The sequence below is a fragment of the Marinococcus sp. LNHM5E3-2.1 genome (genome assembly GCF_056034365.1).
In genome coordinates this window covers 158,478-184,860 of sequence record NZ_JBQLIB010000002.1, presented here as the reverse complement: position 1 = coordinate 184,860, position 26,383 = coordinate 158,478, and the positions used below count along the sequence as shown (strand labels likewise).

Sequence of the window (26,383 nt, the reverse complement as noted above, 5' to 3'; positions counted from 1 at the left end):
AAGAAAACGCTTTCAAAAGAGAGGTGCGAATCGTGAATAAAGCGGAATGGAACCGGTGGTCGGAGACGGGAATACTGGACCGTACACGGATGGAAAAGCGGATCGCAGAGTCATGGCATATATGCGCACGGGAAGGAGTCGATCCAGCTGGAGGCATCGGCCAGCTGCCGGAACGAAAGGAGTGGCTGGCCTACAAAAAAGAACGGGAAATGTACTTGGAAGCGGCAGATCCAATGCTTCGGCAGCTGCAGGAATTTTGTGAGAGCATGAAGCTTTTGCTTCTGCTTACGGATGAACAAGGCAAAGTGCTGTACATCAACGGGCATCGGCAGGCTCTTGCTCATGCCTCAAGCATTCATTTTGGAGAGGGCGTTACCTGGACCGACCGGGCGGTAGGGACGAATGCCATCGGGACCAGTCTTTCTACAGGGGAACCGATTGCGGTCGTCAAAGAAGAGCACTACTCTAAAGCCTCCAAAAGCTGGGAATGCGCAGCGGTACCGGTATACGACGGCAAAGGGGGCATCCTTGGCGTGCTTGATATGTCGAGTCCCTTTGGTTTTACGCAGAAAGAACAAATTATGGGCACGGTCGTTTCAGCAGCATTTGCGATTGAGCGCTCCTGGCAGGAAAAGCTCCGTCAGCAGGAAATCGAGCTGCTTCAATACGCCCTCGCAGGCGACCATACGTTCACACCGTATTTGCTGACGAATGCTTATGGAACCGAAGTGTACCGCCATCCGGAATGGAAGGAAGACGAGCAGGGAAATGATCCGGCCATCAGCCGACTGGCAGTCCCAATCTATTCTGCAGCCACCCGCCGGCTGCTCGGTTATCGGTATCAGCTTGTGCGTACGAAGGTGGAAAAAAAGAAGGTCCCGGCAGCCCGGCCTTTCTCCCGGGGGGAAGCCGTAGGGGTAAGCCCGGCCTTTGAACAAACGATCGCGGAGGTGAAAAAGGCTGCCAAACAATCGGTCTCCGTTCATCTTTTCGGTGAGACCGGGACGGGCAAGGAAGTTATGGCAAGACTCTTGCATGACAATAGTGAATACCGAAATGGTCCGTTTATCGCAGTAAACTGCGGGGCTATTCCGGAAAACCTGCTCGAAAGCGAACTGTTCGGCTACGATAGCGGCGCATTTACCGGGGCGAGGAGGGGAGGCTCCGAGGGGAAAATCCGGGAAGCGAAAAACGGCACCCTCTTTTTAGACGAAATCTCTGAAATTTCCCCGGCAGCCCAGGTGGCACTTTTACGTGTGCTACAGGAGAAAAGGGTCACGCCGGTTGGGAGCAGAGACTCCATCCCGGTTAACTTCCGGCTTGTTACTGCAAGCAACAAGCATATTACTGAGCTGGTTCAGGAAGGAAATTTCCGGGAAGATTTGTATTACCGCATTTATGTGTATCCGCTCACGCTGCCGCCGCTCAGAGAGCGGATGGAGGATCTGCCGGAGCTGATCCGCTACATTTCAGAGAAGCAGGGATGGAGCACCACCTGGCCGAAACAGCTGCTGGCCCAGATGGCCGGTTACGAATGGCCGGGAAACATCCGGGAACTCTTTAATGTACTGGAGCGTATGTATACGTATTATGAAGGAGTTGTGCCGATGGACGTGCTCCTTGATCCTTTTCTTTCTGCCCCGGAAGCCCGGCAGCTCACGACGAGCCGGTTTACTTACCGGGAGCAGATGGAGTGCGAGCGGATCGAACAGGCGCTTGAGGCCTGCAGCGGCCGTGTAGCGGCTTCGGCAAAGCTGCTTGGGATGGCGAGAAGCACGCTTTACCGGAAGCTGAAAAAATATGGGCTGGAATAATTGCGACAAAATGAGACAATCCGGAGCATGATGCTCCGGATTGTCTCATTTTTTTGTGGAGCAAAAGCCTGAAACTGAAGCGACTGCCTGAAAATAACGTAGATATTGTTGGCACAAAACTTGCAAGTGTTTAGGGCGAGAACGCCCGCAGGCTTCTTTTGCCTGCAATAAATGAATATTAAAGGAGGATCAGTATGGAAGCGTCCAACACAAGAACACAGACGATGGATTCCCATCAGGCCATGTGGATGTATCAAAAAATGTCTGAAATTCGGTATTTTGAAGATACTGTCCATGAAACGTTCAGCAAAGGAGTGCTGCCGGGATTTGTTCATTTGTATGCAGGAGAGGAAGCGGTGGCGGTCGGCGTATGCGCGCACCTGAATGACAAAGACAGCATCACAAGCACTCACCGCGGGCACGGTCACTGCATCGCGAAGGGGTGTGATCTGAACGGTATGATGGCCGAGATTTATGGAAAAGAAACCGGGCTTTGCAACGGTAAAGGCGGCTCAATGCATATTGCTGATGTTAGTAAAGGCATGCTCGGGGCCAATGGCATCGTTGGCGGCGGTTTTCCGCTCGCTACTGGCGCCGGCCTGACAGCGAAGCTGCAGAACACGGGAGGCGTGGCGGTCTGCTTTTTTGGAGACGGGGCCAATAACCACGGCACATTCCATGAGGGGATTAATATGGCGGCTATCTGGAATCTGCCGGTCATCTTTGTTGCCGAAAACAACGGCTACGCTGAAGCGACTCCATTTTCCTACGCCTCGAGCTGTGAAAATATCGCCGACCGGGCAGCCTCTTACGGCATCCCGGGAGAAATTGTTGATGGCAAAGACGCAATGGCTGTATACGAAGCGGCAGCAAGGGCGGTCGAAAGAGCAAGAAACGGTGAAGGCCCTTCCTTGATTGAATGTAAAACGTACCGGAACTACGGTCACTTTGAAGGCGATGCCCAGAAATATAAAGGCTCGGAGGAGCGCGAAGAGCATCTGAAGGATAAAGACGCGATTTTACAGTTCCGCCAGTATATGCTCCAGCACAACCTTTCCAACGAGGAGGGCCTGAACAAGCTGGATGAACAGGTGAAAGCCTCCATCCAGGCCGCGGTCGAATTTGCAGAAAGTAGTGATTACCCGGATGCCGGCAGCTTAATAACTGACGTGTATGTGGATTACACGAATACAGGGAGGGAGTCGTAATGGGACGGACCATCAGCTTTTCTGATGCAATTAATGAAGCACTTGCCGAAACGATGCGAAGAGATAAAAACGTTATTTTAATGGGTGAAGATGTAGCCGGCGGCGCGGCCGTCGATCATTTGCAGGACGAGGAAGCCTGGGGTGGGGTCATGGGTGTCACGCAGGGGCTGGTGCAGGAATTCGGGAGGGACCGCATTCTCGATACCCCGATTGCAGAAGCAGGCTATGTCGGCGCGGCCGTCAGTGCAGCAGCAACCGGCATGCGCCCGGTGGCGGAGCTGATGTTTAACGACTTTATTGGCAGCTGCCTCGATGAGGTAATGAACCAGGGGGCGAAGCTGCGTTATATGTTCGGTGGTAAAGCGAAGGTGCCGCTGACCATCCGGACGATGCATGGAGCGGGCTTTCGGGCTGCGGCCCAGCATTCGCAGAGCCTGTATGGGATGTTTACCGCAATACCGGGGCTTAAAACAGTCGTTCCTTCCACGCCGGCAGAAGCGAAGGGACTCTTGATCGCAGCCATTGAAGATGATGACCTGGTGGTCTTTTTTGAAGATAAAACGCTTTACAATATGAAAGGCGAAGTGCCGGAAGGCTATTACAAGACCGATCTCGGTAAAGCGGACATTAAGCGCGAGGGCAGTGACGTCACGATCGTTGCTATCGGCAAGCAGGTGCATACCGCGCTTGAAGCGGCAGAGCAGCTGTCGGCCAAAGGCATTCAGGCGGAAATTGTAGATCCGCGAAGCCTTTCGCCTCTGGATGAAGAGACGATTTTAGCTTCAGTGGATAAAACCAATCATTTAATTGTCGTGGACGAAGCGACCCCGCGCTGTAACGTAGCGACCGATATTGCAGCGATGGTCGCAGATAAGGGATTCGATTCCCTCGATGCACCGATTAAACGGATTACCGCTCCGCATTCTCCGGTGCCGTTTTCGCCGGTCCTCGAGGATCTGTATCTGCCGTCGGCGGACACCATCGTCCGAACCGTCATGGAGCTTACTGGTGAAGATACTGCGATGACTATGTAAACGGAAGGAGGGACAGTATGGCCACAGAGATCGTAATGCCGAAGTTTGGAATGAGTATGAACGAGGGCACCATTACCGAATGGCTGAAAAAAGAAGGAGACGATATTAAAAAAGGGGAGCCGATTGTAACGGTCAGCTCGGATAAAATCACAAATGAAGTGGAGGCTCCTGCAGACGGTCAGATGCTCAAAATCACCGCCGCAGAAGACGAGACGCTGACGGTTGGTCAGGTGATTGCCTACATGGGAGAGCCCGGTGAACAAATAGCAGAAAGCACGTCAGCCAAAGAAGAGCCGGCGTCGGTGGCCCCGGAAACGGCAGAAACGGTCGCAGAAGAACCGGCTATTTCCCGGGAAATAAATCACGCGCCTCAGGCTGAATCGCGCGTGCGGGTATCTCCAGCCGCTAAAAAGCTGGCATCGGCGCACGGTATTCCGGTAGAAAACATTGAAGGCACCGGACCGAAAGGACGAATTACCAAGAAGGATGTGGAAGCGCTAGTAGAATCGGGGGGCGAGGAAGAAAGCACTGCTCTGCCGCAAAACGAACCGGCATCAGCCAATCCATCGCTCGACACGACTCAGGTGACGGCTGTTAAAGGGATGCGTAAAGTTATTGCCGACCGTATGCAGCAGAGCCTGCAGGAAAGCGCCCAGCTTACGCTGATGAGAAAGGCAGATGTTACCGGGCTGCTGCAGATGCAGAAGCAGGCCAATGCTGAGCTTGAACAGAACGGGGAAGCGAAAACGATGACACTGACTGCGTTCATTGCCAAAGCAGCAGTACTGGCTCTCCGAAAGCATCCGGCAGCGAACGCTTCGTTTCAGGAAGGCACGCTTTACCGCTATGATCATGTGCACCTGGGAATAGCGGCCGCATTGACAGAAGGCCTCGTGGTGCCGGTCATTTTCCATGCCGAAGCCAAATCGGTGCGGGAGATTGGTGAGAGCATCCGCTTGCTCGGGCACGGGGCAAGGGAAAACCAGCTAGCTTCTGAAGATATGCAGGGCTCCACGTTTACGATTACGAATGTTGGTTCGACCGGTGTCGAATACTTTACGCCGATTTTAAATACACCGGAAGCGGCTATACTGGGTGTCGGAGCCGTCCAGGACGGGGTACAGTTTCACGAAGGCATTCCAATGGAGCGAAAGCTGCTGCCGCTCAGCCTGACATTTGATCACCGCGCCCTCGACGGCGAACCGGCCGGGCGGTTTCTCGCAGAGCTTACCGGTATTTTAGAGAATCCGCACCGGTTGTTTTTCTAATACGTTTTCCCCCATACAGGGTTAAGCCGTTTCCATAATGGGAACGGCTTTTGTATGACAAAGGAGGGAGTTTATGACTGGAATTACCCACATCGGTTTAACCGTGCCGGATATTGACGCAGCGGTCGAATGGTACACGCGGGTGCTGGATTTTGAGCTTCTGGCCGGCCCATTCACAGCGAAAGCTGAGGAAACGGACGATGCTTCCACGAATATGACAATGGATCTTCTCGGCGAAGAGGTGAAAGAAATGCGCAATGCTCATCTGACGACGGACAACCAGGTGGGACTCGAGCTGTTTGAATTTGTTGACCCGAAGCCTGATCTGAAACAGAGCCCGCCGTGGCAGCAGCGATTTTTTCACCTGTGCCTTCTTGTTTCTGATGTAGAAGAAACGGCTGTACAAATTGAATCGGAAGGAGGAAAACGGCGGAGCAGGACATGGCACCCGAGAGAGGGAAAGCCGTACCGGCTTGTTTATATGGAGGACCCGTTCGGCAATATCGTCGAGCTTTATTCCCACAGCACCGAAGTCACTTATGGAAACATGGACAGCCCATAAGCCGCCTGCATGAGGTGCCCTTTCCGGCTGATCAATGTTATTCTGTACAGATGAGCAGAACAGACGGGATATGTCAGCAGGAGGCAAAGTTATGTATCACGCAGAAACGATAAAAGAGAAGCTGCGGCTGTTTATGGTTATTTTAGTACCCATTTTGATTACACAGCTGAGCTATTTTGGCATGAATTTAATAGACACAATCATGTCCGGACGGGCTGGAACGGACGATCTGGCGGGTGTGGCGATTGGGGCCAATCTGTGGATGCCGGTATTTACAGCGGTGAATGGCATCCTGCTCGCCATCACACCGATCGTCTCCCAGCAGCTGGGGGCCGGGGAAGGGAGAAAGATTGCCGGAACGATTACGCAGGGACTTTACCTTGGCGTACTTTTCGGGATTCTTGTTATTACGCTCGGAGCGGCGGCGTTAAGCCCGGCTCTTTCTTTTATGTCGCTCGAACCGGGTGTTGAACGGATTGCGGCCCATTATTTGATTGGTCTCGCCTTTGGAATTATTCCGTTCTTTTTATCGATCGTGCTCCGGAACTTTTTTGATGCCCAGGGTCATACGCGGATTACGATGGTGATCATGCTCGGTACGCTTCCGTTTAATGCGTTCTTTAATTACGTATTAATTTTTGGCAAATTTGGCTTTCCCGAGCTCGGCGGTATCGGAGCAGGCTACGCGACGGCAATTTCCTATTGGATCATTTTTGCGTTCAGCATCATAATGACGTTCCGGATTCCGGCGATGAGGAAGTTCCGCATTTTTCTGGATTGGTACAGGCCGTCCTGGCAGTCGTGGAAGGAGCAGCTGCGGATCGGCGTGCCGATGGGGATGTCGCTGTTTTTTGAATCGAGTATTTTTTCGGCAGTGAGTCTTTTAATGGCGTCGCTGTTCAGCACAGTTACAGTCGCTGCCCACCAGGTGGCGCTCAGCTTCACGTCTCTGATCTTTATGGTGCCTTTAAGTATTTCCATCGCTCTGACGATTGTGGTGGCGTATGAGGTGGGCGGCGGCTATCTTGAGGGTGCGAAGGCTTATACACGCCTCGGGGTGGCGGCAGCCATGGGTATCCTTGGTATAGCCTCTATTGGTATATTTCTGCTGCGCGAGCCGATCGCCTATATTTATACGACCAATGAAGAAGTTGTGCAGCTTGCTGCCCAGTTTTTCCTGTTTGCGATTGTCTACCAGATTTCAGATGCCGCCCAGGCCTCGCTTCAGGGGGTGCTCCGGGGCTATAAAGATGTGACCGTGCCGTTTTTCACGGCGCTCGTCTCCTACTGGGCGCTCGGGCTGCCGGCCGGGTACCTGCTTGCGGTCACGACGCCGCTCGGGCCGTTTGGCCTTTGGCTCGGCATCACTGTCGGGCTGACCAGTGCCGCAATCGGATTTTTCATCCGGCTGAAGATAGTGGTAAAAAGACACGAAGGAGGCTGTAGTGTCTCTTAGTCCCGGACTTCTTTAAAACCCAAGCCGGTGCCGGTATTTCTGCAGCCATTGTTCGTTTTGGTCATCCCCGCCGTCAGCATTGCCGCTCGTAAAAATAGGCGGCGTTTTCCCCCGGTCCGCCGTTATTTCAATCGCCCGGGCAATAGCTGCCTGCAGCATAGCGGTTCCTACTGCTGTAGAGCTTGAGGCAAAAGGAGTTGTGAGATCCGGATGCGTCAGCAGTGCATCTCCGGGCGGCGCATGGTTATCGAGGACAATATCGACGACATCCATCAGCCTGAATCCGTCTTTATGACGGGAAGACTGGCCCGAAGAATAAGCAACCGAGGTCAGGCCGGCGACTGCAGCGCCGGCTTTTTTGGCATGGAGGGCGACATCGATCGGTACAGGGTTTCTTCCAGAGGTAGAAATAACGATCACGGTGTCCTCCGGCTGAATATTTTCGTTGGCTAAAAACGTAGAGGCGTAATCGTTTGTACGCTCAAGCTCGGAGGAGCGCAGAGCCCCTTCGTGAAGCATCACCGGTTCATGAAGAATGGGGTGGATCGGAACGAGGCCGCCGGCCCGGTAGTAGACTTCGAGCGAAAGAAGGTGTGAATGTCCGCATCCGAATAGATGTATGACCCCGTCCTGCTCAAGCGTATTGGCGATCGCTTCAGCACACGCCTCCATCTGGCTGTGTTCCTGTTTTTCCACAGCGCTCAGCTGCTGGCGGATACTGGAAAAATATTTCTCTATCATAATACGTATCATCCTTTCTTCACGATAAAAGTATACCTGTTTTCAGGCAGAGAAAAAGCCCCCGTCTTTGAAACGGGGGCAATGATTATTCTGCCTTGGAATCAGGATGCTGGGTGCGCATAGCGTCTGCGACAAATTCCACCTCAGTGCCAATAATAACCTGCAGGTTGGTTTTATCTACTTTTACTACGCCGCGTGCCCCGTTTTGCTTTAGCTTGTCTTCATCAACTTCGTCCATGTCATTCATTTGAAGCCGCAGCCTCGTCACGCAGTTATCGATCGATTGAATATTGGAATACCCTCCGAGGGCAGCTACGTAATTTTTGGCGAGCGATTCATATTTGTCATCGCCACTGTTTGCATTCGCTGTCGTGACCGTTTCCTCATCTTCGCGGCCCGGGGTTTTAATATTCAGCAGACGGATAAGCGCCGAGAAGACGATGAAGTAAAGAATACCGAATATCAGCCCTATCCCGAGCAGCAGCACAGGCTTGGTCGCGATGCCGAAGTTAATCAAATAGTCAATGAACCCGGCAGAGAACCCGAAGCCGTTTAATATGCCAAGCTCGAACGTAATCATCATCGCAAGTCCGGTCATCAGTGCGTGTACTACATAAAGCAGCGGAGAAAGGAACATAAATGTAAATTCAATTGGTTCCGTAATACCGGTCAAAAATGAAGTGAGTGCCAGGCTGCCGAGCATACCGGCTACTTCTTTGCGGCGCTCCGGCTTTGCTGCCAGAATCATTGCCAGGCAGGCACCTGGAAGACCGAACATCATAATTGGGAAGAATCCGGCTGTGTATGCACCAGCGTTCGGATCCCCGTTGAAGAAGCGGGTCAATTCACCGTTATAGCCTTGGAAGGAACCAAAATCGAACCAGATAAATGTATTGATAATATGGTGGAGCCCAGTTGGAATCAGGAGACGGTTCAAGAATCCATAAATCCCGGCTCCGGCGGCTCCCGTATCCGTCATTACGCCGGTAACCTGGTCAATGCCGCTTTGCACCGGCGGCCATACATAGCCAAAGATAAACGCAAATAAAAGCATCGTAACAGCGGTGATAATAGGTACGAACCGCCTGCCTCCAAAGAAGCCGAGGAACTGTGGCAGCTGTATGTTATAAAAGCGGTTATATAAAAGTCCGGCCGTAATCCCTGCGATAATGCCGCCAAGCACCCCCATATCGATATTTTCGTCAATGCCTGTAAGGCCACCGTCCAGAATCAGATAGCCAACCACGCCTGCAAGTGCGGCAGCGCCGCTTCCGTCCCTGGAAAAACCAATTGCCAGGCCGACTGCAAACAGTAGTGCCAGGTTGTCGAAAATGAACTGGCCGGCGCTTGCGACAAAGGCTATGCCGAGCAGGTCATCCTGGCCAAAACGAAGAATAAGAGCTGCAGCCGGAAGGGCTGCGATCGGAAGCATCAGCGAGCGCCCGAGCTTCTGGAACTTGCCCATGATTTGAATGTTTCCAAGCATAAGTAGATCCCCCTTTAATATAATGTATGATGAAAATGTACCTTATTTTAGTTATAGATGTCTATACCAATTTTCTTAAAAATTTAAAAACTCTGTTAAAGAATCTGACGACATCTATAAGGTAACGCTTACAAACATAGTAACACATTATATATAGATGTCTATACCATTTTCTCAATAGATTTTTAACTCAGGCATGATACGATAAAAAGAAAAAGAAAAGGTGATAAAAGTGAAATTTGACCTTCATAACCATCACGACCGCTGTGGGCATGCAGAAGGCACAATCGAGGATTACATTCAGGCAGCGATCCGGAAAAAGCTCGACGTAATCGGTATTTCCGACCATTCCCCATTTTTTGCTAGTACAGAGGAGCAGCCGTATCCACGCATTACGATGGCCAAAGGAGAATTCCCTGCGTATATTGAGGAAATCCGGCAGCTGAAGGAAAAATACATAAACGACATTGAAGTGCTTATCGGCGTGGAATCGGACTATTTCCCGGACCAAGAAGCACCTTACCGGAAGCAGTATGAAAGGTATCCAATGGATTATGTGATCGGATCGGTCCATTTTGTAAACGGCGTCAATATTTTCGATACCTCAAGGTGGGAAGGTATGGACGATGCGGATATCCGGCAGGTAAAGGAAGAATATTACCGCCAGATTGCGCTTTCCGCCAAAAGCGGCATGTTTGATATTCTGGGCCATATCGATGCCTTAAAGGGTTATTTTCCCTATGCGGCAGAGATCGATACTCCGGAAGTGGAGAAGACGCTCCAGATAATCGGGGAGAAAGGCACAGCCATTGAAATTAACACCTCCGGCAAAACTAAATACTGCGGAGGCTGGTATCCATCGGATGAAATGCTCGAACGCGCCCTGTATTACAACGTTCCGGTTACGTTCGGCTCCGATGCGCACGTGCCGGAGAGAATCGGGGACGATTTGGAAGAAGTGCGGCATCGTCTGAAGCAGATCGGCTACCGGTCCTGGAGGTTTTTTCGGAAGCGCCGCCCGGTGGACGTGAATCTGTAAGCTATATAAATTTATATATGTAAGCTGGAGAAGAGTGAATGTGCGCTTTTTTCCGGCTTTTTTACGTTAATGTAGCGATATTAATAAAGACCGCTGTAAATATCGAGAATGAAGACCGATGAAAGTAGTAGAAGAATAACGTACGATAGAAGAGGTTTCGTGTGTAATTTATAATTATACAGTAGGAAAGTATAGACGCCGGGACGCCAATATGAAAAAATGTATTAAGTATAATTCAAATGTTTAGTTATTTTTGCACCTGTACAGCTAAATGAATCAATTTCTATACAGAGGCAAAAACGATTAATATTACGGAGCCCGTCACTGAAGAAAGGAGATTTACCCTTAATGCCAGCAAAGTATGAAGAACAGTTACAGGAAATTCTGTACGAGGCGATTCAGGAGCATAACTACGATCGCGCCGAGCAGGCCGTAAACCATATGCGCAACCTCGAGCGGATGGAGGCCTTTATCGCAGGAGAGGACGTCACTTATCCGGAACGAAGCAGCGCAGAGGCTGCAGCTTCCGGGGAAAACGGATTGGTCGACTTGTCCGCTCCCACAGTCTCCTTTAGGGAGCAGCCCCGGATGAACGGAAACAATATTTCTGCAGGACGGGGCCGGGAGACGCTCCTTTTATACTATATTGAAGAAGAAGGGCTGCTGAAATTCAAAAAAGCACCGCAGACGTATGCCGTAAGCGTTGATTTTTTCCGGACATTTTTGCAGAACCTGGTCTCCTGGGAAAATAAATCTCCTTTTTCCTCCAAGGATTACTTTGAAGCCTTCGGGGATTCACTGAAAGAAAAGTCCACCTATCAGGCCTCCACGCTGCGCCAGTTCATAACACTTCTTTTCCGCTATTGCGTAAAGCTTGATATTCTTGAAAAACCGGAAGTGCATCAGCGCAGCAGATACATTCTGGCAGACGATATCAGCGTTGAAGAGATCATCGACTATATTAAAGAACATAGAATACTACAAATGTAATATAAAGTTAAAGAAAAGCTTCCTCCGCTGGATTTCAGGCGGAAGAAGCTTTTTTATTTTACTAAGTCTATTATAACGGGCATAAAGTTTTACGTAGGTCTAAAATCATCAATAAAGTTACGGATTTGTGTGCAAAATTACAGTTGTGTAACAAAAGTGATCGTTCTATTGAATTAGTTAAACCCCCAACATATAATACGAATAGCTTGTAAAACGGGAAAAACATATTAAATAATTTAAAAATAAAATAACAGGAGGTGTGATCGTCTTAAACTCTTAATAATAAAAAATATCCCTTTTATTACATATATTTCTATCAGATATTTCATTCTGAAACTTTAGAACCACAACATACACATTCCGGATATTAAGAGACTTTACAGGCGAAAACATAATGAAAAAATTCTTATTCAGCGCTGCTCTGGCAGCAGGACTTCTTGCAACACCAACTGTCGCGGATGCGGCGCTTGGAGACCAGACGTTAAAAGTAGGCCACCGGAATTCAGATGTAAAAGAACTGCAGGAGTACCTTAAAAGCGAAGGCTTCCACACCGGAGCAATTGACGGGGTGTTCGGACCAGTAACAGCAGGCTCGCTAAAATCATTCCAGCGTTCCAAGAGCATTGGCGTGGACGGCGTGGCCGGGCCAATTACGTTCAGTAAAATGAACCTTGGCGGCAGCAGCTCTTCCTCCAAAGTATCTTCGAATTCTTCGGGTTCCACCAGCTCAAGCGTTTCTTCAAGACTCCGTCAGGGCGACCGCGGCAGTGAAGTAAGAAGCCTGCAAAGTACGCTCAAAAGCAAAGGGTTTTATAACAGCTCTGTGGACGGGGTATTCGGTCCAGTGACGGCAGCTGCCGTTAAAGACTTCCAGCGCACAGCGGGTATTGGCATGGATGGAGTTGTCGGACCAGTTACACAGAAGGCATTAAAAAGTAATGTAACAGCTTCTTCCGGCAGTTCGAGTTCTTCCTCCAGTTCAAGCAGTACGGTAGCCGGAGTATCAACAGGATCTTCCTCCGCAGTAGTGGAAACAGGCAAACAGTATATTGGCACCCCGTACGTGTGGGGCGGCACCTCTACGAGCGGCTTTGACTGCAGCGGTTTCGTGCAGTACGTCATGAAGCAGCACGGCGTCACAACGAAACGGACAGTCGCACAGATGTGGACGCAGGTATCGAGGGTGTCGAATCCAAGCGTAGGTGATGCAGTATTTTACGAAACAAGAACCGGTCCGTCGCACATGGGCTTCTACGTTGGAAACGGCAAGTTTCTCCATGCCGGTGCTTCGACCGGCGTTACTATTTCCGATATGAACAGCTCCTACTGGAAATCCCGTTATATTGGAGCGGGCCGCTTTTAAACAACATAAATAACCGTGAGGCTGAAAAGCAGAGTAATTGCTTTCAGCCTCTTTTTTGTGATAAAAGTAGCAGTTGGCGCAGGGTGTAAGACTAAGATATTTTTACTTTGTTTGAGAGGTTGTGTGCTATACTTAGATAACTTAGTCGTTTTCCATGCCGAAGAAATAATACGGGTAACAAACCAAAGGAGTGGAAGAATTGATTGACATTAACAGCTACATCTTAAATGATGAAGACGAAACGGCGGAGAAAGAACATAATGTCAGGCAATTACTCGAAGAGTACAACCAGGCAGGAATGAAAGATATTATTGTTGCTCCGAAACAATGGCATGGTAACGAAAAACGCCCGGGAGACACGATTCCATTTTTAATTGAACAGTTTCAAAAGCAGTGGCGCGGTGAGTTGGGAGTTCTCCGTATTCATCCAGGTCAGTGCGTACGACTGACTAATACACTGGTAAATGAATTAAAAACGGAAGAAGCATTAACGCTAAACGGCAGCCGGTACGTGCTTGTAGACTGGAGCGAAGAACTTTCCTACCACGAAATGCACGCGCATTTACATGAATTGCGTATGGAAGGTTACATGCCGATCCTGGCAGAACCGGAAAAAGAACCGGGATTCCAGGAGCACCCCGAAGAGCTGTACCGATTGATTAAAAATGGATCACTTGCACAGGTGAACGCGGAGAGCTTCAGCAAATCGGCGCCGAAGCCGGAGAGACAGCTGGCAGAGAAAATGATCCAGTACCGGTGGATAAATATTGTGGCGAATGTAACCATCGATTCCTTTGATGGAGGCCTCTCCATGGAAGCCGCTTTCGACAGTATTGAAAAGCTCGCTGGAAGGGATTACGCTGAAATGATCAAAGACAACGGGACCTGCGTGCTGGATAACCGTTATGTCAGTACGGAAGAGCCGTTTTCCTTAAAAGAAAAGCGGAGATGGTTCATGCCAAACCGCTCCAAAGCCAAATAAAAAACGGTGTCCTCTGTGGAGGGCACCGTTTTCGTTATTCTGCGGGAGCTTCTTCGCCGTCTTCAAGCTCGAGATGATCCCGCAGCATGTTCGAGATTTCCTGTACTTCGGCCGGGTCCTGTTCCATGTAGTAAATACCGTCAATGGTCCGGTCCTGTCCATTTTCAAAATTGATATTTTCAATATCGTTCCGTGCGCTGAAGTAATTCGAGCGCAGATCCTTCATATCATCGAAGGTCATGTTCGTGCGCACATTTTCTTCCACGACATCAAGATAGTCGCCGATACGTGTAATAGACGTAACACTCTGCCCCTTGTTCGCAATAGCTTCAATCACCTGGCGCTGGCGTTCGTTGCGCCCGAGGTCACCGCGTGGATCTTCTTTTCTCATGCGCACGTAAGTGAGTGCCTTTTCCCCGTCCATTTCGATTTCACCTTCGGGGAAGTCGTATCCATCGTCGCTGAATTCAAAATCGTTTTCTACCGTAACGCCGCCGACCGCATCCACCATATCCTCAAATCCTTCGAAATTGATGGTCGCATAGTAGTCAATCGGCACATTCAAAAAGTTTTCTACTGTATTCATGGCCATATCGGCACCGCCAAACGCGTACGCATGCGTAATTTTATCTTTTGTGCCGCGCCCAACCATTTCCGTGTACGTGTCACGAGGTATGCTGACCATTTTAGTCGATTCAGTTTCAGGATTCACGGTCGCCACAATCATTGTATCCGTACGTCCGGAAGTACTTCCGTTTCGGGCGTCGACGCCCATGAGCAGAATGGAAATCGGCTCGCTCGTATCCATATCCACATCCGCGTCGCGAAGGTCACTTTGGCGGTCATCGCCTTCGTTAATATTTTCTGCGGTATCTGCCACGGAATCGTAGAGATACCAGGCGTAAATGCCAACTGCGATAAGGAGCGCGAGAAACAGCCCGCCAATAATAAGTAATGCTTTTTTCATATGTGTTCATTTCTCCTGTCTGCCTGGTTATGTAGTATTGCTTTATTTTATAGTTAATTCAGCAATAGTTCAATAGGCTGTAATTATATGATATTTGCCACAAATAATAGTCGCCTTAAATGCCAGGAAGTTACAAAAAAATCCAGACAATATAATTGTCTGGATTCGTTTCGTTATTTGTTCAATCCCTTAATGGATTCCGGCGTAGCCCCGGCGGTCAGCGCACAGAAGGCTTCCTGCTCTTCAAAGGAAAGCGTCTGGATAAACTGCTGCAGCTGTTCATCGTTCGCCTGTCTGCGAATTTTCTGCACTTCTTCTATATAAAGACTGCGCACAGAATTCGGCAGCGCCTGGACGTCTGGCGGCAGTTCTTCTGCCGGCTGAAGCAGCGCACAGAGACTTTGATAGCGGAGCTGAAGCTTCCGGGTCAGCTGAACCGCATGGGTCCACAGCGTATACAGCTCTTCGTTGCTTTGCTTCAATGCGCAGCGTTCTTCATCGACGCTCCGGAGCGTCTGGATACTAGTTAACGTGATCATACTGCATGCCCTCCTCGTGTTCATCCCATGGTTTTTCCAGGGTAATGAACTTCGCGAGTTCCTTGCTTTTCTGCCGGTGTTGCTTCCGGTCAATCTCGCGGTCCTGGCCGGTTTCAAACAGCGTTTTTTCTTCCTCAGTTTCCGGAATAATATCCGGGACCGGCACTGGTTTACCGTGGTCGCCAAGAGCGACAAAGGTTAAAAAGGCAGTAGCTGCAATCCGGCGTTCCCCGCTCATCATATCTTCAGCGATGACCTTGCAGAAGATTTCCATTGAGCTTGTGCCGGTATAGGAAACGAATGATTCAATGCAAACCGAATCCGTCTGGAAAATCGAGCAAAGAAAATCGATGGAATCGGTCGAAGCGGTAACGCATTCCTTCGCGCGGGAATGCCGGCGGGCCGACAGCGTGGCGCAGCTGTCGAGTTTTTTCATCAGAACACCGCCAAAAAGGGAATTGTAGTTATTTAAATCGTTCAGCAGTACCTGGTCCGTGTTGACGATACGGCTTTCACGCATTTTCCGTGACTGCATAGTGAAGTCTCCTTTCATTTATAAGGATACTCCACATATGACCATAATAAAAATGAATGATTAATATGATTATCATAACTTTCATCTATGGTATATGCATTAATCCTCCTGCTTCATTTTGGAAAGCACCGGAATGGAAAAATCGAGCCACTCCTTAGCGATAAACGAAAGGTAATGCTCGCGGTGCCAGATGAGGCCGAGCTTCCAGCGGAGCGCCTCCCCGGCAAGCGGCCGGATAACAACCTCGCCGCCAAGCTCCCGGCAGATACTTTCAGGCAGGAGAGTGATGCCGAGGCCGCTCACGACCATTTTCTCGATAAAATCCCACTGCGAACTTTCCGAAAGAATATCAGGCATAAATCCAATGTCCCGGCAGGCAGTAATAATCTGCTGGCGCAAAGAGAAATCCTGGTTAAACAGCAAAAAACGCTCTTTGCTAAGCTCGGCAAGTCCGACAGATGCCTGAGCCGCAAGCGCGTGACGGGCAGGAAGCACGACCTGGAGCGGTTCGTCGACGAACGGGTGCGTATGAAAAAGCGATTCCTCGGTAGGCAGGACTACGGCGCCGACATCGAGATCGCCGTGCAACAGAGCCTCTTCAATTTTTTTTGAGCCGTTTTCTTCAAGATGCAGGGTGATCTCCGGATACTTTTCGTGAAATGGAGCGATCACCCGGGTGAAAAAGGAGGAGCTTAAGATCGGCGGCAGGCCGATGCGGAGCTGCCCGCGCTTCAAGCCGCGGAGGGCATCGAGCTCGTGCTCAAGACCTTGATAGGCGTGACGTATTTTTTTGGCCTGCTCGAGCATGACAGCGCCGGCATCGGTAAGAGTCAGTTTTTTACGCGAACGGTCGAACAGCGTTACTCCCCATTCCTCCTCGAGCTGCCGCAGCATCTTGCTGATTGTCGGTTGGGTGACGTACAGGTGTTCAGCGGCGCGCGTTATGCTTTCGAGCCGGGCAGATTCCATAAAATAAACGAGCTGGCGGTAGTCCATGCGATCACTCCAATGATTCAGATGATTTTATTGTAATAGAGTCATGTCGAAAAAGAAATGTTGACTTTCCAAAATGAAAGCGTTAACATTTAATTACTTATTAAAACAATTTTAAAAAGTATAGGTGGCTATCATGACAGTAACAAACGCAAATATGTTAAAAACAGCAAATCGCAGGCGTATATTTGAATTGCTTCATCGCAGTGAAATGCCGATGACACAGCAGGAAATGGCCAAAACGACAGGCTTAACCGTAGCTTCCGTCGGTAATATTTTAGTTGATTTGGAAAAAGCACGACTGCTGCAGGAAGCGGGGCAGGCGCTGTCCAACGGCGGAAGAAAACCGACATTATATACCCTGGATGCTGAATGGCACTATCTGGTTGGTGTAAGCATTTCCGTTGAAGAGGTCACGCTTGTGATAACTACTTTAAAGGGGGAGATAGTTTACCGGAAAACAAATTCTTTTTCGTTAGAGGAAGACCCTGAAGCCGTACTCGGGAGAGTGATAAATGAGCTGAAAAAAATTACAGCTGCCCCGGAATTTCAGTTGAAGGAAATGGCGGGCATAGGAATCAGTTCGCCAGGGCCTATCAACGCGTCAGAAGGAATTATCTTATCGCCGCCTCATTTGCCTTTATGGAGAAACGTCCAGATTGTTTCTTTATTTGAAACAGCGTTTGAAACAGATGTCATCCTGGAAAAAGATGCAAACTGTATGCTGCTCGGCGAATGGCATTACGGCCGGGCGCGGGAAGCAGAAAATGTTCTTTATTTTATGATCGATTTTGGGATAGGAAGCAGCTATATTATAAACGGCCAGCTCTTTCGAGGAGCTAGCCACCTGGCAGGAGAGGTAGGCTTTGACAGCAGCCGGCTTCGTCCGAAAAATAACGCGACTGGTAAATCTTTATACTCTATTCTTCCTATTATGAAAGAAGCCAGAGAGCGAATACATCAAGGCGAATCAACATCGCTGCCCAATAATTTAAATTCCATAGACCAATTCATTGACTGCTACGCAAAAGAAGACCCGCTGGCCCGGGAAATTATCCAGGAAAGCATGGAGGACGTCGGCTGTGCCATTGCAGACAAAGTCAATTTTCTGAACCCGGAGCTGGTTGTGATTGGCGGCAGGTTGATCACGGCTGTACCGGACTTTGCCAAAGAAGCGGAAAAGGTAGTGAAGGAATGCGTTTACCCTGAAACGGCAAATGCGATGAAATTCATATCCTCAACATTTGGCTGGGAAGCGGAAGCTATGGGCGCCGCTTCGCTGATCTTAAAGCAAATGCTGCATTAGTGTTGCAGCCTTTAGCTTTTACTTACTTATTAAAATCATTTTAAAAAGTAAAGGGTTATAAAATATTGCAGATCGGAGGCGGTGCCTCATGAAAAAATCAATATCTATTGGAATATCTATGCTGGTAATAGCAGGGCTGGCAGGATGCAGTGGAGAAAACCCGAGCGCCGAAGAAAAAAAGACGCTCACCTGGTACACGACAGCAGGTTATTCACCTGAAGCCCCATCAGCCGCAACTTCAGATTATATTTCAGGAAACGTACAGTCGTTTGAAAAAGAGCATCCGGATATGGATATACAAATAAGTCTTCAATCGAGCAATATTGATGAAGCGATGGCCAGGCTGCTTGAACAGGCAAACACCGGCCGGGCCCCGGACATGGCTGCGATTGACGGTTATATGCTGGACCGTTATAAGGAGTATCTGCAGCCTTTGGATGAACTAATGGAGGAGCGCGGCATCGATCCGGATGACTACCTTCCATTTGCGGAAAAGGTGTTACGGGGCGATGACGGGAAGATTTATGGCTTGTATATGAGCACGGATACGAGAATGCTTTACTATAACAAAGAAGTAATTGAGGAGCCACCGTCGACATGGGATGAAGTAATTGAAGTCTCCAATGAAGTACAAAAAGAAGGCTATGAAGGGCTTGTTCTTCCGCTGGGAATCGGGGAAGGCACGTCGGTGACGTCATTATGGCCGTTATTCTGGTCGCAGGGCGGCGAACTGGTGGACGAGGAAGGGAACCCGACGTTTGGCGAAGGTAAGAACCGAGAAGCAATGATCCGTACGTTTGAGACGCTCGACCGTGCCCAGGAAGAAGGAGCGGTTTCCAAACGCATGGCAAGCTCGGGACAGGAAAATGATGCAAACGGCGAGGTTGCTGCCGGCGATACGGCCATGTTCCTTGGCGGAAGCTGGCAGGCGGCTACGATAGAAGAGATACTTGGTGACGACTTTGAGAACTGGGAAGTAGCTTCACTCCCGACAATTGAAGAAGATGATCCGACCGTCTCAAGCGCCGGCGGCTGGGCGTGGGGGATCTTTACAGAAGACCCCGAAAAGAAGGAAGCCGCCTTTGATTTTCTTATGGATTCCTTTATCAGCGAAGAAGGAATGGGCGAATTCACCTCGATTCAAGGGTCGCTTCCGGCCCGGCAGTCGGTCTATGAAGCCGATTCCTACAATCCTGGCGCTTTCAATGACGAGTTTCTGACATCTCTGGAAACAGAAGCTGAAGCCCGTCCAGGATCTTCAAAATACAATGAAATTTCGGTACAGCTGCAAACGGCTATTTCCCAGGTAATATCCGGAAGTAAGGAGCCGGAGCAGGCGGTCGATGATGCATGGGAGATTGTTACCTTTGGAGAAGGCGGTGAGAGTGAATGAGCACATACGACAAAGCGATTCCCCCTCAAAACACGGAAAAAAAGCGGAGGCCGAGAAGGACCATGTGGGATACACCGTACCCTTGGCTACTCCCTTTCTTGTTAGTGCTGGCTGCAGTGTTTCTTTATCCGATTCTCCAAATAGTGCGGCTGAGCTTCACTGATGCAAATATGATTCAGGTGGGGTACGACTATACGCTGGAATCATACCTTCGAATGTTCACGCTTCCAGGTTTTCTGCCAATGATCGGCACGACGGCGTTCTTTGTATTTTTCAGTGTGGTTTTTCAACTATTTGCCGGATTTATCGTCGCGCTTCTCATTGTCCAGGGGGAGAAAATGAATTTGAGAGGGACGGTGGTCGTGCGTACGTCCGTGCTGGTAGCCTGGGCAATTCCAGGTGTCGTCATCGGGGTTATCTGGGGTATGCTGTATAACGAAACAGACGCAGGCATTATCAATTATGCTTTGAGTACCGTTGGCCTCGGACCCGTTTCCTTTCTTTCCGACCCCACCATGGCACTTTTGTCCGTGACGCTTGCGAATATATGGCGGGGGACAGCGTTCAGCATGATCTTAATGTATGCAGGTTTGAAAACGGTTTCGAAGGATGTGCTCGAAGCGGCGGTCATCGACGGGGCAAATGCCCTGCAGCGGATGAAAAGTGTTATTCTCCCTGCGATCGCTCCTATTATTCTGGTCAATCTCATCATTATTTCGATCGATACCTTCAATACGTTTGATATGGTGATGGCGCTTACAGGCGGCGGGCCGGGTAATAGTACAGAGGTTATCGCTTTAAGTATTTACACCGCTATTTTCAGGGAGTTTAACCTTGGAGAAGGGGCCGCGACCGCAGTAGTGCTGTTGGTTGTGAACGTAGTGATGACGCTTGTGTACTTAAAGGTACTCGGCCGAAGGGGGGAAGAATAAATGATGGTAGGTGCGAAAAAACAGCGTTGGATAAGGATTGGGCTGTATACAAGCTATGTGCTTGTCGTACTCAGCTTTTTATTTCCGCTTCTCTGGGTGTTCTCCCTGTCCCTGCAGACGAGGTTTGAGGTGCTTCAGGTGCCTCCAAGCATTATCCCGACAAGCTTTGCGATCGGGAATTACCGGGAGGTGCTTGATACAGCTCCGGTGCTTCAGTATTTGTGGAATTCATTCCGGATTGTCGCTTCCACAGTCATATTAACACTACTCATCGCAGTGCCGGCGGCGTTTGCCTTATCAAGATACCGGATGAAATTTAAAAACCATCTTATGATAGCCATTTTAATGACACAAATGATCTCTGCGGTCGTGATCACAATACCTATTTACCGGCTGTTTGCAAGCTGGGGGCTGCTGAACCAGCTGTGGCTGGTCGTTCTCGTGTACGTTGCTGTGGTGCTTCCATTTACCACCTGGTTTTTGAAAAATTATATCGATACCGTGCCGGTTGATATGGATGAAGCAGCCATTATCGATGGATGCAATAAATGGCAGATGCTTAGCCGGGTTCTGTTTCCGGTCAGCCTGCCAGGGATTGTGTCGGTGGTTATTATTGTCGCTGTGCAGAGCTGGTCGCAGTTTGTCATTCCATTCATTTTGATCGATGATGCGTCGCTGTACCCGGTCTCGGTCGGCGTCGTAAATCTTCAGTCCACCCAGACACAGATTACGACCCACCTGCTTGCTGCAGGAAGTATTATGTCCATTATTCCAGTAGTCATTTTATTCGTCCTGCTGCAGCGCTACATTGTCGGAGCACTGACAAGCGGAGCTGTTAAAGGATAGCAGGGATTTATTTCAGAGAGGATGAGAAGCATGTTTTGGACAGAAGAAAAATTAGCACAGCGGATAAGCGAATTAAAGCAGTACCGGTATACAGGAAAGCAGCCCATCGAACGCTTCGAGACGGTGGAGGAGGAAACGGGAGAAGAAATTATTCACTCCATGCCTAAGCAGGAGCCAAAAGAAATGACTATAGGCGACCGCTGGGAAGGAAGAGACCGCTACCTGTGGCTGAAAGCAGAAGTGGATATCCCGGGGGAATGGGAACAGGAAAAAATCGTCGGCGTATTTGACTTCGGAAAAACAGGCGGTGGTCATAACTCTGGGTTTGAATCCCTGCTGTATGTTAATGGGGAGCCGATGCAGGCAGTGGACGGAAATCACAAGGAGGTATTTTTCCCTAACCGGCTTGCCGGACAAAAAATCACGCTGGAATTCCGGCTCTGGTCAGGCCTTGAAGGAATTAAAGGAAACCAGGAAATCCAGGAGCACCGGCTGCAGATCGCCTTTATCTCCTGCCTGAATGAACCGGCGGACGACCTATATTACACAGCGGAAGCGGCTCTGGAAACGACGGCTGTGCTCGACGGACGGGATGCTAAACGGGCGCTGCTGCTGCAGGCGCTTGACCGGTCGTTTAAGCAGATCGACTGGCGTACCCCGGGAAGCAGTGAGTTTTATTCCTCCGTGAGACGAGCAAACGAACAGATGCACGAGGAGATGGGTTCCCTGCAGGAGGAACACCCGCTGACGGTAAGGGCCGTCGGCCATACACATATTGATGTTGCCTGGCTCTGGCGCTTGAAACACACAAGGGAAAAAGCGGGACGCTCCTTTTCCACCGTGCTGAAATTAATGGACCAGTATCCGGAATACCAATTTCTGCAGACCCAGCCCCAACTGTATGAGTATATAAAAAACGATTATCCGGAAATTTACGAACAGATTAAGCAGCGGATAGCCGAGGGCCGCTGGGAAGCCGGCGGGGCGATGTGGCTCGAAGCCGACTGTAATATTCCCTCAGGTGAATCCCTGAGCCGGCAGCTGCTGTACGGCCAGCGTTTTCTCGAACAGGAACTGGGAGTGAAGCGGTGCCGTTATTTGTGGCTTCCGGACGTGTTCGGCTATTCATGGGCGCTGCCGCAGATATTGAAGCAGGCAGGCATTGATACATTTATTACAACCAAAATCAGCTGGAATCAGTACAACCGGATGCCGCATGACACCTTTACCTGGCGCGGGATCGACGGGACGGAGATTGCTGCGCATTTCATTACGACGCCGGACGGGTCGAATAAATATACCTACAACGGTGAAATTGAAGCCGAAAGCATTCAGGGCATCTGGGATCAGTACCGGGACCGCCCCTTTAATAATGAACTGCTTCTCTCCTACGGATACGGGGATGGAGGCGGAGGAGTGAACCGGGACATGTTGGAAAAAATCCGCCGGTTTGATGAAATGCCCGGGCTTCCGAATGTAAAAACAGGCAGGGTGGATGAGTATCTTAAGGGGCTTCATGAACGGATGGAACAAACCGATCAGTACGTCCACACATGGGACGGGGAGCTGTATCTGGAGTACCACCGGGGTACGTACACAAGCCAGGCTTACAATAAAAAAATGAACCGTACCGCCGAACAGCGTTACCGCCGGGCAGAATGGCTTGATACGCTTGCCTATCTTCAGAACGGCTCATGGAGCAAAGAGCGACAGGAAAGGCTCCGGGAGGGATGGAAAATCATACTGCGCAATCAGTTTCATGACATTATCCCCGGCTCCTCCATTAGAGAAGTGTACGAGGACAGTACGAAAGAATACGCGGAAGCGCTGGAACTCGCGACCAAAAATGAACGGGAAACAAAGGCGGAGCTTCTGAAAATTGAACCCGCCGGCGAGAAATTAACGGTATTTAATCCAGCCTCCCACTCACGCGGGGCAGTAATTCAGGTGCCAGACGCAGAGCACAGCTGGACCGACCATACAGGAAACCAGCTGCAGGTGCAGACAGAAGAATCCGGAGAGATGCTCGTCCATGTACCGGACCTGCCAGCACTGGGATATAAGGTCATCTATGCCAATGGAACTGCCCAGCAGAAGCAGGATACGCCGTTCCAATACGACAACCAACGGCTGGAGACACCCTTTTATACGATTGATTTTAATGAACACGGGCAGTTGGTGAGCGTGTATGACAGGGAAGCCGGAAGGGAAACGCTTGCCGGGCCGGCGAATGTACTTGAAGTGTTTGAGGACAAACCGCTTGCATTTGATGCCTGGGATATTGATATCTTTTATAAGGAAAAACAGTACACCGTTTCTGAGCTGAAAAAAGCCGAGCTGGTAGAAAACGGTCCGCTTCGTGCAATAATAGCCCTGGAATGGAGCTATCAGTCTTCTATGGTCTATCAGAAGGTCATCGTGTACAGCCATTCGCGGAGAATTGACTTTGAAACGACGGTCGACTGGCACGAGCATCAGCAGCTGCTTAAAGCAGCGTTTCCGGTCCAGATCCGTGCCACCGAAGCGACCTACGACATTCAGTACGGCAATGTGAAGCGTCCGAACCATTGGAATACAAGCTGGGACATGGCGATGTTTGAGACGGTGGGACATCAATGGGCGGACCTTTCGGAGCGGGATTACGGTGTAAGCCTCCTCAATGACTGCAAGTACGGCTACGATATTAAAGATAACGTTATGAAGCTGACGCTGTTAAAATCAGCGATAGAACCGGATCCGACCCAGGACCAGGGCGAGCACATTTTTACGTACAGCCTGTTTCCGCACCGAGGAGACTGGTTTGAAGGAGGCACTGTTCAGGAAGCCACGGAGCTGAATGTACCGGCAGACACTGCTCCCGGGAGCATGGAACTGGAGGAATACAGTTTTCTGCAGCCGGATTCGGCCAATATTACTGTGGATGCCGTCAAGCAGGCGGAGGATGATGACGGAATTATCGTTCGTCTGCATGAGCATGGAGGTATGCGAGGGGAAGTGACGTTTACAAGCGCCCATGATTTTTCCTCCTGCACGGAATGCAGTCTGCTCGAAGAACCGGAAAAAAAGCTCGCCGCCGGTTCCAGCCTGACGCTCGATTTTAAACCATATGAAATCAAAACGATTAAGCTTACTGTTTGATCAGCAAAAAATCACAGCCCGGAAGACTTCGGTTAACGAGGTCTTCCGGGCTTTTTTGTGTCTAATCGCCCGCAGGTCTTCTGCATAAAATTACAAAAATATGATAAGCTGTTGATATGGAATAAACGTAAAGGAGCAAATGATTATGATTGATTTGCATTCACATATACTCCCTGGTATTGACGACGGGGCTGGAACGATTCAGGACAGCATCGAAATGGCAAGAGCCGCGCAGTTAAACGGCATACATACTGTTGTTGCTACACCGCACCATAAAAACGGGGCCTGGGACAACAGCGGCCAGGACATTCCGCACCTGGTGGATTACGTAAACGAATCACTAAAAAGCGCCCGTATTGAAGTGAAGGTTCTGCCGGGTCAGGAGAACCGGATTAACGGTGAACTGGTCGATGATTTGAAAAAAGGGATCTCAATCGGTTTAAATCACAGCCGCTATGTGTTTGTCGAGTTCTCGAGCGCCCAGGTGCCAAGGTACGCCAAGCAGCTGATGTTTGAGCTGCAGGTAGAGGGCTATGTGCCGGTCATCGTACACCCTGAGCGGACGAAGGCATTCCGCGAGCAGCCGGACCTTTTGCATGAATTTGTGAAAAACGGCGCGCTTACACAGGTTACTGCCCACTGCTTTACCGGGAAGATGGATAAAAGCATTAAGCAGTTTGCTGAAAATATAATAACCCACAACCTCACGCACGTGGTGTCGACAGACGCCCACAACATTGATATGCGCCCGTTTGACCTGCGTGAGGCTTATGATTACATTGATCAACATCTGGGTGGGGAATACGTGGATACCTTTTTGGAAAACGCCGAGCGTATTATTGAAAATAAAGACCCGCTGCTCGACGAACCGTTAAAGATCAGAAATAAGAAAAAATTTCTCGGACTATTTTAAATGAACTAAGAGAATACTAAAAAAGCCGGGCTGTTTGTGTAGGAACTCGAATTAAAAGGGGAAGACAATGCCGACTATAATTACAAGCGCAATTATTTCAATTGCAGTAGAAGCAGGACAGGAAATTATGGATGTGTATAAGCGGGATTTTACCGTCGAACATAAAGAAGACGATTCCCCGCTGACAGAAGCAGACAAGCGTGCACATAACGTAATTGCTAAAGGACTTCACGAAGCAGACCCGGAAACTCCGGTCATCAGTGAAGAAGGAAACACCGTGGATTATGAAAAGCGTAAAGACTGGGAAGCGTTTTGGCTCGTGGACCCGCTGGACGGCACCAAGGAATTTGTGAAAAAGAATGATGAATTCACGGTTAATATCGCAAAAATAGAAAACAAATATCCAGTCATGGGTGTCATTTACGTTCCTGCGCAGGACGTACTTTATATCGGCGGAAGATCATTTGGAGCCTACAAGATTAACGATGTTACCTCCAAACTGCCCCTCAGCGAAGAGCTGCTCCAGCAGCATGGCGAGAAGCTTTCATCTTCCAAACCTGAAGGAGAGGTGAACGTTGTAGCGAGCCGCTCGCACATGTCAGCAGAGACAGAAGCGTTCATTAATGAATTGAAAGAGACTTACAGCAATGTGGATGTAGTGTCCGCTGGCAGTTCATTGAAATTCTGTCTGATCGCAGAAGGGAAGGCTGATTTTTATCCGCGCTACGCTCCAACGATGGAGTGGGATACCGGCGCCGGCCAGGCAATCGTTGAAGCGGCCGGAGGGACGGTAGTAAGATACGAAGACAATGAAAGATTCTATTATAATAGAAAAGATCAGACCAACGGCTGGTTTATCGTAAAATCGTTTTAAAATT

At 49.6% G+C, this 26,383-nt stretch carries 23 protein-coding genes; 17 read left to right on the top strand and 6 right to left on the bottom strand.

Annotated features, from left to right (window positions below):
• The first annotated feature begins 32 nt into the window (after positions 1–32).
• From ACTRXH_RS05100 to ACTRXH_RS05075, 6 genes are all read left to right on the top strand, one after another.
• Positions 33–1,814, top strand: a complete 1,782-nt coding sequence (locus ACTRXH_RS05100) for a sigma-54-dependent Fis family transcriptional regulator (protein ID WP_474281008.1) — start codon at positions 33–35, stop codon at positions 1,812–1,814.
• A 194-nt stretch (positions 1,815–2,008) separates the two neighbouring features.
• Positions 2,009–3,022, top strand: a complete 1,014-nt coding sequence (locus ACTRXH_RS05095; RefSeq protein WP_474262304.1) for a thiamine pyrophosphate-dependent dehydrogenase E1 component subunit alpha — start codon at positions 2,009–2,011, stop codon at positions 3,020–3,022.
• Positions 3,022–4,056 (top strand): alpha-ketoacid dehydrogenase subunit beta, encoded by a 1,035-nt coding sequence (locus ACTRXH_RS05090; protein ID WP_474262303.1) that lies wholly within the window; start codon positions 3,022–3,024, stop codon positions 4,054–4,056. Before ACTRXH_RS05095 ends, ACTRXH_RS05090 begins: the two co-directional genes overlap by 1 nt.
• A gap of 17 nt (positions 4,057–4,073) precedes the next feature.
• Entirely contained in the window at positions 4,074–5,324 is a 1,251-nt protein-coding gene (locus ACTRXH_RS05085; RefSeq protein ID WP_474281006.1) for a dihydrolipoamide acetyltransferase family protein, read from the top strand.
• A 73-nt stretch (positions 5,325–5,397) separates the two neighbouring features.
• The gene (locus ACTRXH_RS05080; protein ID WP_474281005.1) at positions 5,398–5,886 is read left to right on the top strand and encodes a VOC family protein; all 489 of its coding nucleotides are present in this window, start codon (positions 5,398–5,400) and stop codon (positions 5,884–5,886) included.
• A 91-nt stretch (positions 5,887–5,977) separates the two neighbouring features.
• Positions 5,978–7,342: an MATE family efflux transporter gene (locus ACTRXH_RS05075; protein ID WP_474281003.1), complete on the top strand. Its 1,365-nt coding sequence runs from the start codon at positions 5,978–5,980 to the stop codon at positions 7,340–7,342.
• Between the two features lie 12 nt (positions 7,343–7,354).
• Here the strand turns inward: ACTRXH_RS05075 and ACTRXH_RS05070 are convergent, their stop codons facing one another.
• On the bottom strand, positions 7,355–8,083 hold the full coding sequence (locus tag ACTRXH_RS05070) for an SIS domain-containing protein (protein ID WP_474281001.1): 729 nt from the start codon (positions 8,081–8,083) through the stop codon (positions 7,355–7,357).
• 85 nt (positions 8,084–8,168) lie between these two features.
• Complete coding sequence (nagE, locus tag ACTRXH_RS05065) at positions 8,169–9,551, bottom strand: N-acetylglucosamine-specific PTS transporter subunit IIBC (RefSeq protein WP_474281109.1); 1,383 nt, start codon at positions 9,549–9,551, stop codon at positions 8,169–8,171.
• A gap of 250 nt (positions 9,552–9,801) precedes the next feature.
• Here nagE and ACTRXH_RS05060 point away from each other — a divergent pair, with 250 nt between their 5' ends.
• From ACTRXH_RS05060 to ACTRXH_RS05045, 4 genes are all read left to right on the top strand, one after another.
• Entirely contained in the window at positions 9,802–10,608 is an 807-nt protein-coding gene (locus tag ACTRXH_RS05060; protein WP_474281107.1) for a histidinol-phosphatase, read from the top strand.
• 348 nt (positions 10,609–10,956) lie between these two features.
• Positions 10,957–11,598 carry a hypothetical protein gene (locus tag ACTRXH_RS05055; protein ID WP_474262298.1) on the top strand — a complete coding sequence of 214 codons (642 nt, stop codon included), beginning with the start codon at positions 10,957–10,959 and terminating at the stop codon, positions 11,596–11,598.
• Positions 11,599–11,992: 394 nt separating this feature from the next.
• Complete coding sequence (locus tag ACTRXH_RS05050; RefSeq protein ID WP_474280999.1) at positions 11,993–12,961, top strand: C40 family peptidase; 969 nt, start codon at positions 11,993–11,995, stop codon at positions 12,959–12,961.
• 199 nt (positions 12,962–13,160) lie between these two features.
• Positions 13,161–13,943, top strand: a complete 783-nt coding sequence (locus ACTRXH_RS05045; protein ID WP_474262296.1) for a CpsB/CapC family capsule biosynthesis tyrosine phosphatase — start codon at positions 13,161–13,163, stop codon at positions 13,941–13,943.
• Positions 13,944–13,977: 34 nt separating this feature from the next.
• On the opposite strand, the gene ACTRXH_RS05040 is transcribed toward ACTRXH_RS05045, so the two are convergent.
• The 4 genes from ACTRXH_RS05040 to ACTRXH_RS05025 all read right to left on the bottom strand — a co-directional run bounded on the left by ACTRXH_RS05040 (position 13,978) and on the right by ACTRXH_RS05025 (position 16,980).
• Positions 13,978–14,910, bottom strand: a complete 933-nt coding sequence (locus ACTRXH_RS05040) for an LCP family glycopolymer transferase (RefSeq protein WP_474262295.1) — start codon at positions 14,908–14,910, stop codon at positions 13,978–13,980.
• Between the two features lie 173 nt (positions 14,911–15,083).
• Complete coding sequence (locus ACTRXH_RS05035) at positions 15,084–15,449, bottom strand: hypothetical protein (RefSeq protein ID WP_474262294.1); 366 nt, start codon at positions 15,447–15,449, stop codon at positions 15,084–15,086.
• Positions 15,433–15,984 carry an acyl-CoA thioesterase gene (locus ACTRXH_RS05030; RefSeq protein WP_474262293.1) on the bottom strand — a complete coding sequence of 184 codons (552 nt, stop codon included), beginning with the start codon at positions 15,982–15,984 and terminating at the stop codon, positions 15,433–15,435. Before ACTRXH_RS05030 ends, ACTRXH_RS05035 begins: the two co-directional genes overlap by 17 nt.
• Before the next feature lie 99 nt (positions 15,985–16,083).
• Entirely contained in the window at positions 16,084–16,980 is an 897-nt protein-coding gene (locus tag ACTRXH_RS05025) for a LysR family transcriptional regulator (RefSeq protein WP_474280997.1), read from the bottom strand.
• Positions 16,981–17,113: 133 nt separating this feature from the next.
• On the opposite strand from ACTRXH_RS05025, the gene ACTRXH_RS05020 reads away from it, so the two are divergent.
• The 7 genes from ACTRXH_RS05020 (at position 17,114) to cysQ (ending at position 26,379) form a co-directional block, all read left to right on the top strand.
• The gene (locus ACTRXH_RS05020; RefSeq protein WP_474262291.1) at positions 17,114–18,283 is read left to right on the top strand and encodes an ROK family transcriptional regulator; all 1,170 of its coding nucleotides are present in this window, start codon (positions 17,114–17,116) and stop codon (positions 18,281–18,283) included.
• Between the two features lie 88 nt (positions 18,284–18,371).
• On the top strand, positions 18,372–19,676 hold the full coding sequence (locus ACTRXH_RS05015) for an extracellular solute-binding protein (protein WP_474262290.1): 1,305 nt from the start codon (positions 18,372–18,374) through the stop codon (positions 19,674–19,676).
• Entirely contained in the window at positions 19,673–20,608 is a 936-nt protein-coding gene (locus ACTRXH_RS05010; protein WP_474280995.1) for a carbohydrate ABC transporter permease, read from the top strand. The genes ACTRXH_RS05015 and ACTRXH_RS05010 overlap by 4 nt, the downstream gene beginning before the upstream one ends.
• Complete coding sequence (locus tag ACTRXH_RS05005) at positions 20,609–21,454, top strand: carbohydrate ABC transporter permease (protein ID WP_474278063.1); 846 nt, start codon at positions 20,609–20,611, stop codon at positions 21,452–21,454.
• A 30-nt stretch (positions 21,455–21,484) separates the two neighbouring features.
• The gene (locus tag ACTRXH_RS05000; protein WP_474280993.1) at positions 21,485–24,592 is read left to right on the top strand and encodes an alpha-mannosidase; all 3,108 of its coding nucleotides are present in this window, start codon (positions 21,485–21,487) and stop codon (positions 24,590–24,592) included.
• A gap of 145 nt (positions 24,593–24,737) precedes the next feature.
• Positions 24,738–25,505 carry a tyrosine-protein phosphatase gene (locus ACTRXH_RS04995; RefSeq protein WP_474262286.1) on the top strand — a complete coding sequence of 256 codons (768 nt, stop codon included), beginning with the start codon at positions 24,738–24,740 and terminating at the stop codon, positions 25,503–25,505.
• Between the two features lie 67 nt (positions 25,506–25,572).
• Positions 25,573–26,379, top strand: a complete 807-nt coding sequence (cysQ, locus tag ACTRXH_RS04990) for a 3'(2'),5'-bisphosphate nucleotidase CysQ (protein WP_474280991.1) — start codon at positions 25,573–25,575, stop codon at positions 26,377–26,379.
• Positions 26,380–26,383: the final 4 nt, after the last annotated feature.

Bases quoted from the DNA above. Each gene is read 5' to 3' on its own strand.
- ACTRXH_RS05095 (WP_474262304.1), top strand. From the start codon at position 2,009: ATGGAAGCGTCCAACACAAGAACACAGACGATGGATTCCCATCAGGCC.
- ACTRXH_RS05090 (WP_474262303.1), top strand. From the start codon at position 3,022: ATGGGACGGACCATCAGCTTTTCTGATGCAATTAATGAAGCACTTGCC.
- ACTRXH_RS05085 (WP_474281006.1), top strand. From the start codon at position 4,074: ATGGCCACAGAGATCGTAATGCCGAAGTTTGGAATGAGTATGAACGAG.
- ACTRXH_RS05080 (WP_474281005.1), top strand. From the start codon at position 5,398: ATGACTGGAATTACCCACATCGGTTTAACCGTGCCGGATATTGACGCA.
- ACTRXH_RS05075 (WP_474281003.1), top strand. From the start codon at position 5,978: ATGTATCACGCAGAAACGATAAAAGAGAAGCTGCGGCTGTTTATGGTT.
- ACTRXH_RS05070 (WP_474281001.1), bottom strand. From the start codon at position 8,083: ATGATAGAGAAATATTTTTCCAGTATCCGCCAGCAGCTGAGCGCTGTG.
- ACTRXH_RS05055 (WP_474262298.1), top strand. From the start codon at position 10,957: ATGCCAGCAAAGTATGAAGAACAGTTACAGGAAATTCTGTACGAGGCG.
- ACTRXH_RS05050 (WP_474280999.1), top strand. From the start codon at position 11,993: ATGAAAAAATTCTTATTCAGCGCTGCTCTGGCAGCAGGACTTCTTGCA.
- ACTRXH_RS05040 (WP_474262295.1), bottom strand. From the start codon at position 14,910: ATGAAAAAAGCATTACTTATTATTGGCGGGCTGTTTCTCGCGCTCCTT.
- ACTRXH_RS05035 (WP_474262294.1), bottom strand. From the start codon at position 15,449: ATGATCACGTTAACTAGTATCCAGACGCTCCGGAGCGTCGATGAAGAA.
- ACTRXH_RS05030 (WP_474262293.1), bottom strand. From the start codon at position 15,984: ATGCAGTCACGGAAAATGCGTGAAAGCCGTATCGTCAACACGGACCAG.
- ACTRXH_RS05025 (WP_474280997.1), bottom strand. From the start codon at position 16,980: ATGGACTACCGCCAGCTCGTTTATTTTATGGAATCTGCCCGGCTCGAA.
- ACTRXH_RS05020 (WP_474262291.1), top strand. From the start codon at position 17,114: ATGACAGTAACAAACGCAAATATGTTAAAAACAGCAAATCGCAGGCGT.
- ACTRXH_RS05015 (WP_474262290.1), top strand. From the start codon at position 18,372: ATGAAAAAATCAATATCTATTGGAATATCTATGCTGGTAATAGCAGGG.
- ACTRXH_RS05010 (WP_474280995.1), top strand. From the start codon at position 19,673: ATGAGCACATACGACAAAGCGATTCCCCCTCAAAACACGGAAAAAAAG.
- ACTRXH_RS05005 (WP_474278063.1), top strand. From the start codon at position 20,609: ATGATGGTAGGTGCGAAAAAACAGCGTTGGATAAGGATTGGGCTGTAT.
- ACTRXH_RS05000 (WP_474280993.1), top strand. From the start codon at position 21,485: ATGTTTTGGACAGAAGAAAAATTAGCACAGCGGATAAGCGAATTAAAG.
- ACTRXH_RS04995 (WP_474262286.1), top strand. From the start codon at position 24,738: ATGATTGATTTGCATTCACATATACTCCCTGGTATTGACGACGGGGCT.
- cysQ (WP_474280991.1), top strand. From the start codon at position 25,573: ATGCCGACTATAATTACAAGCGCAATTATTTCAATTGCAGTAGAAGCA.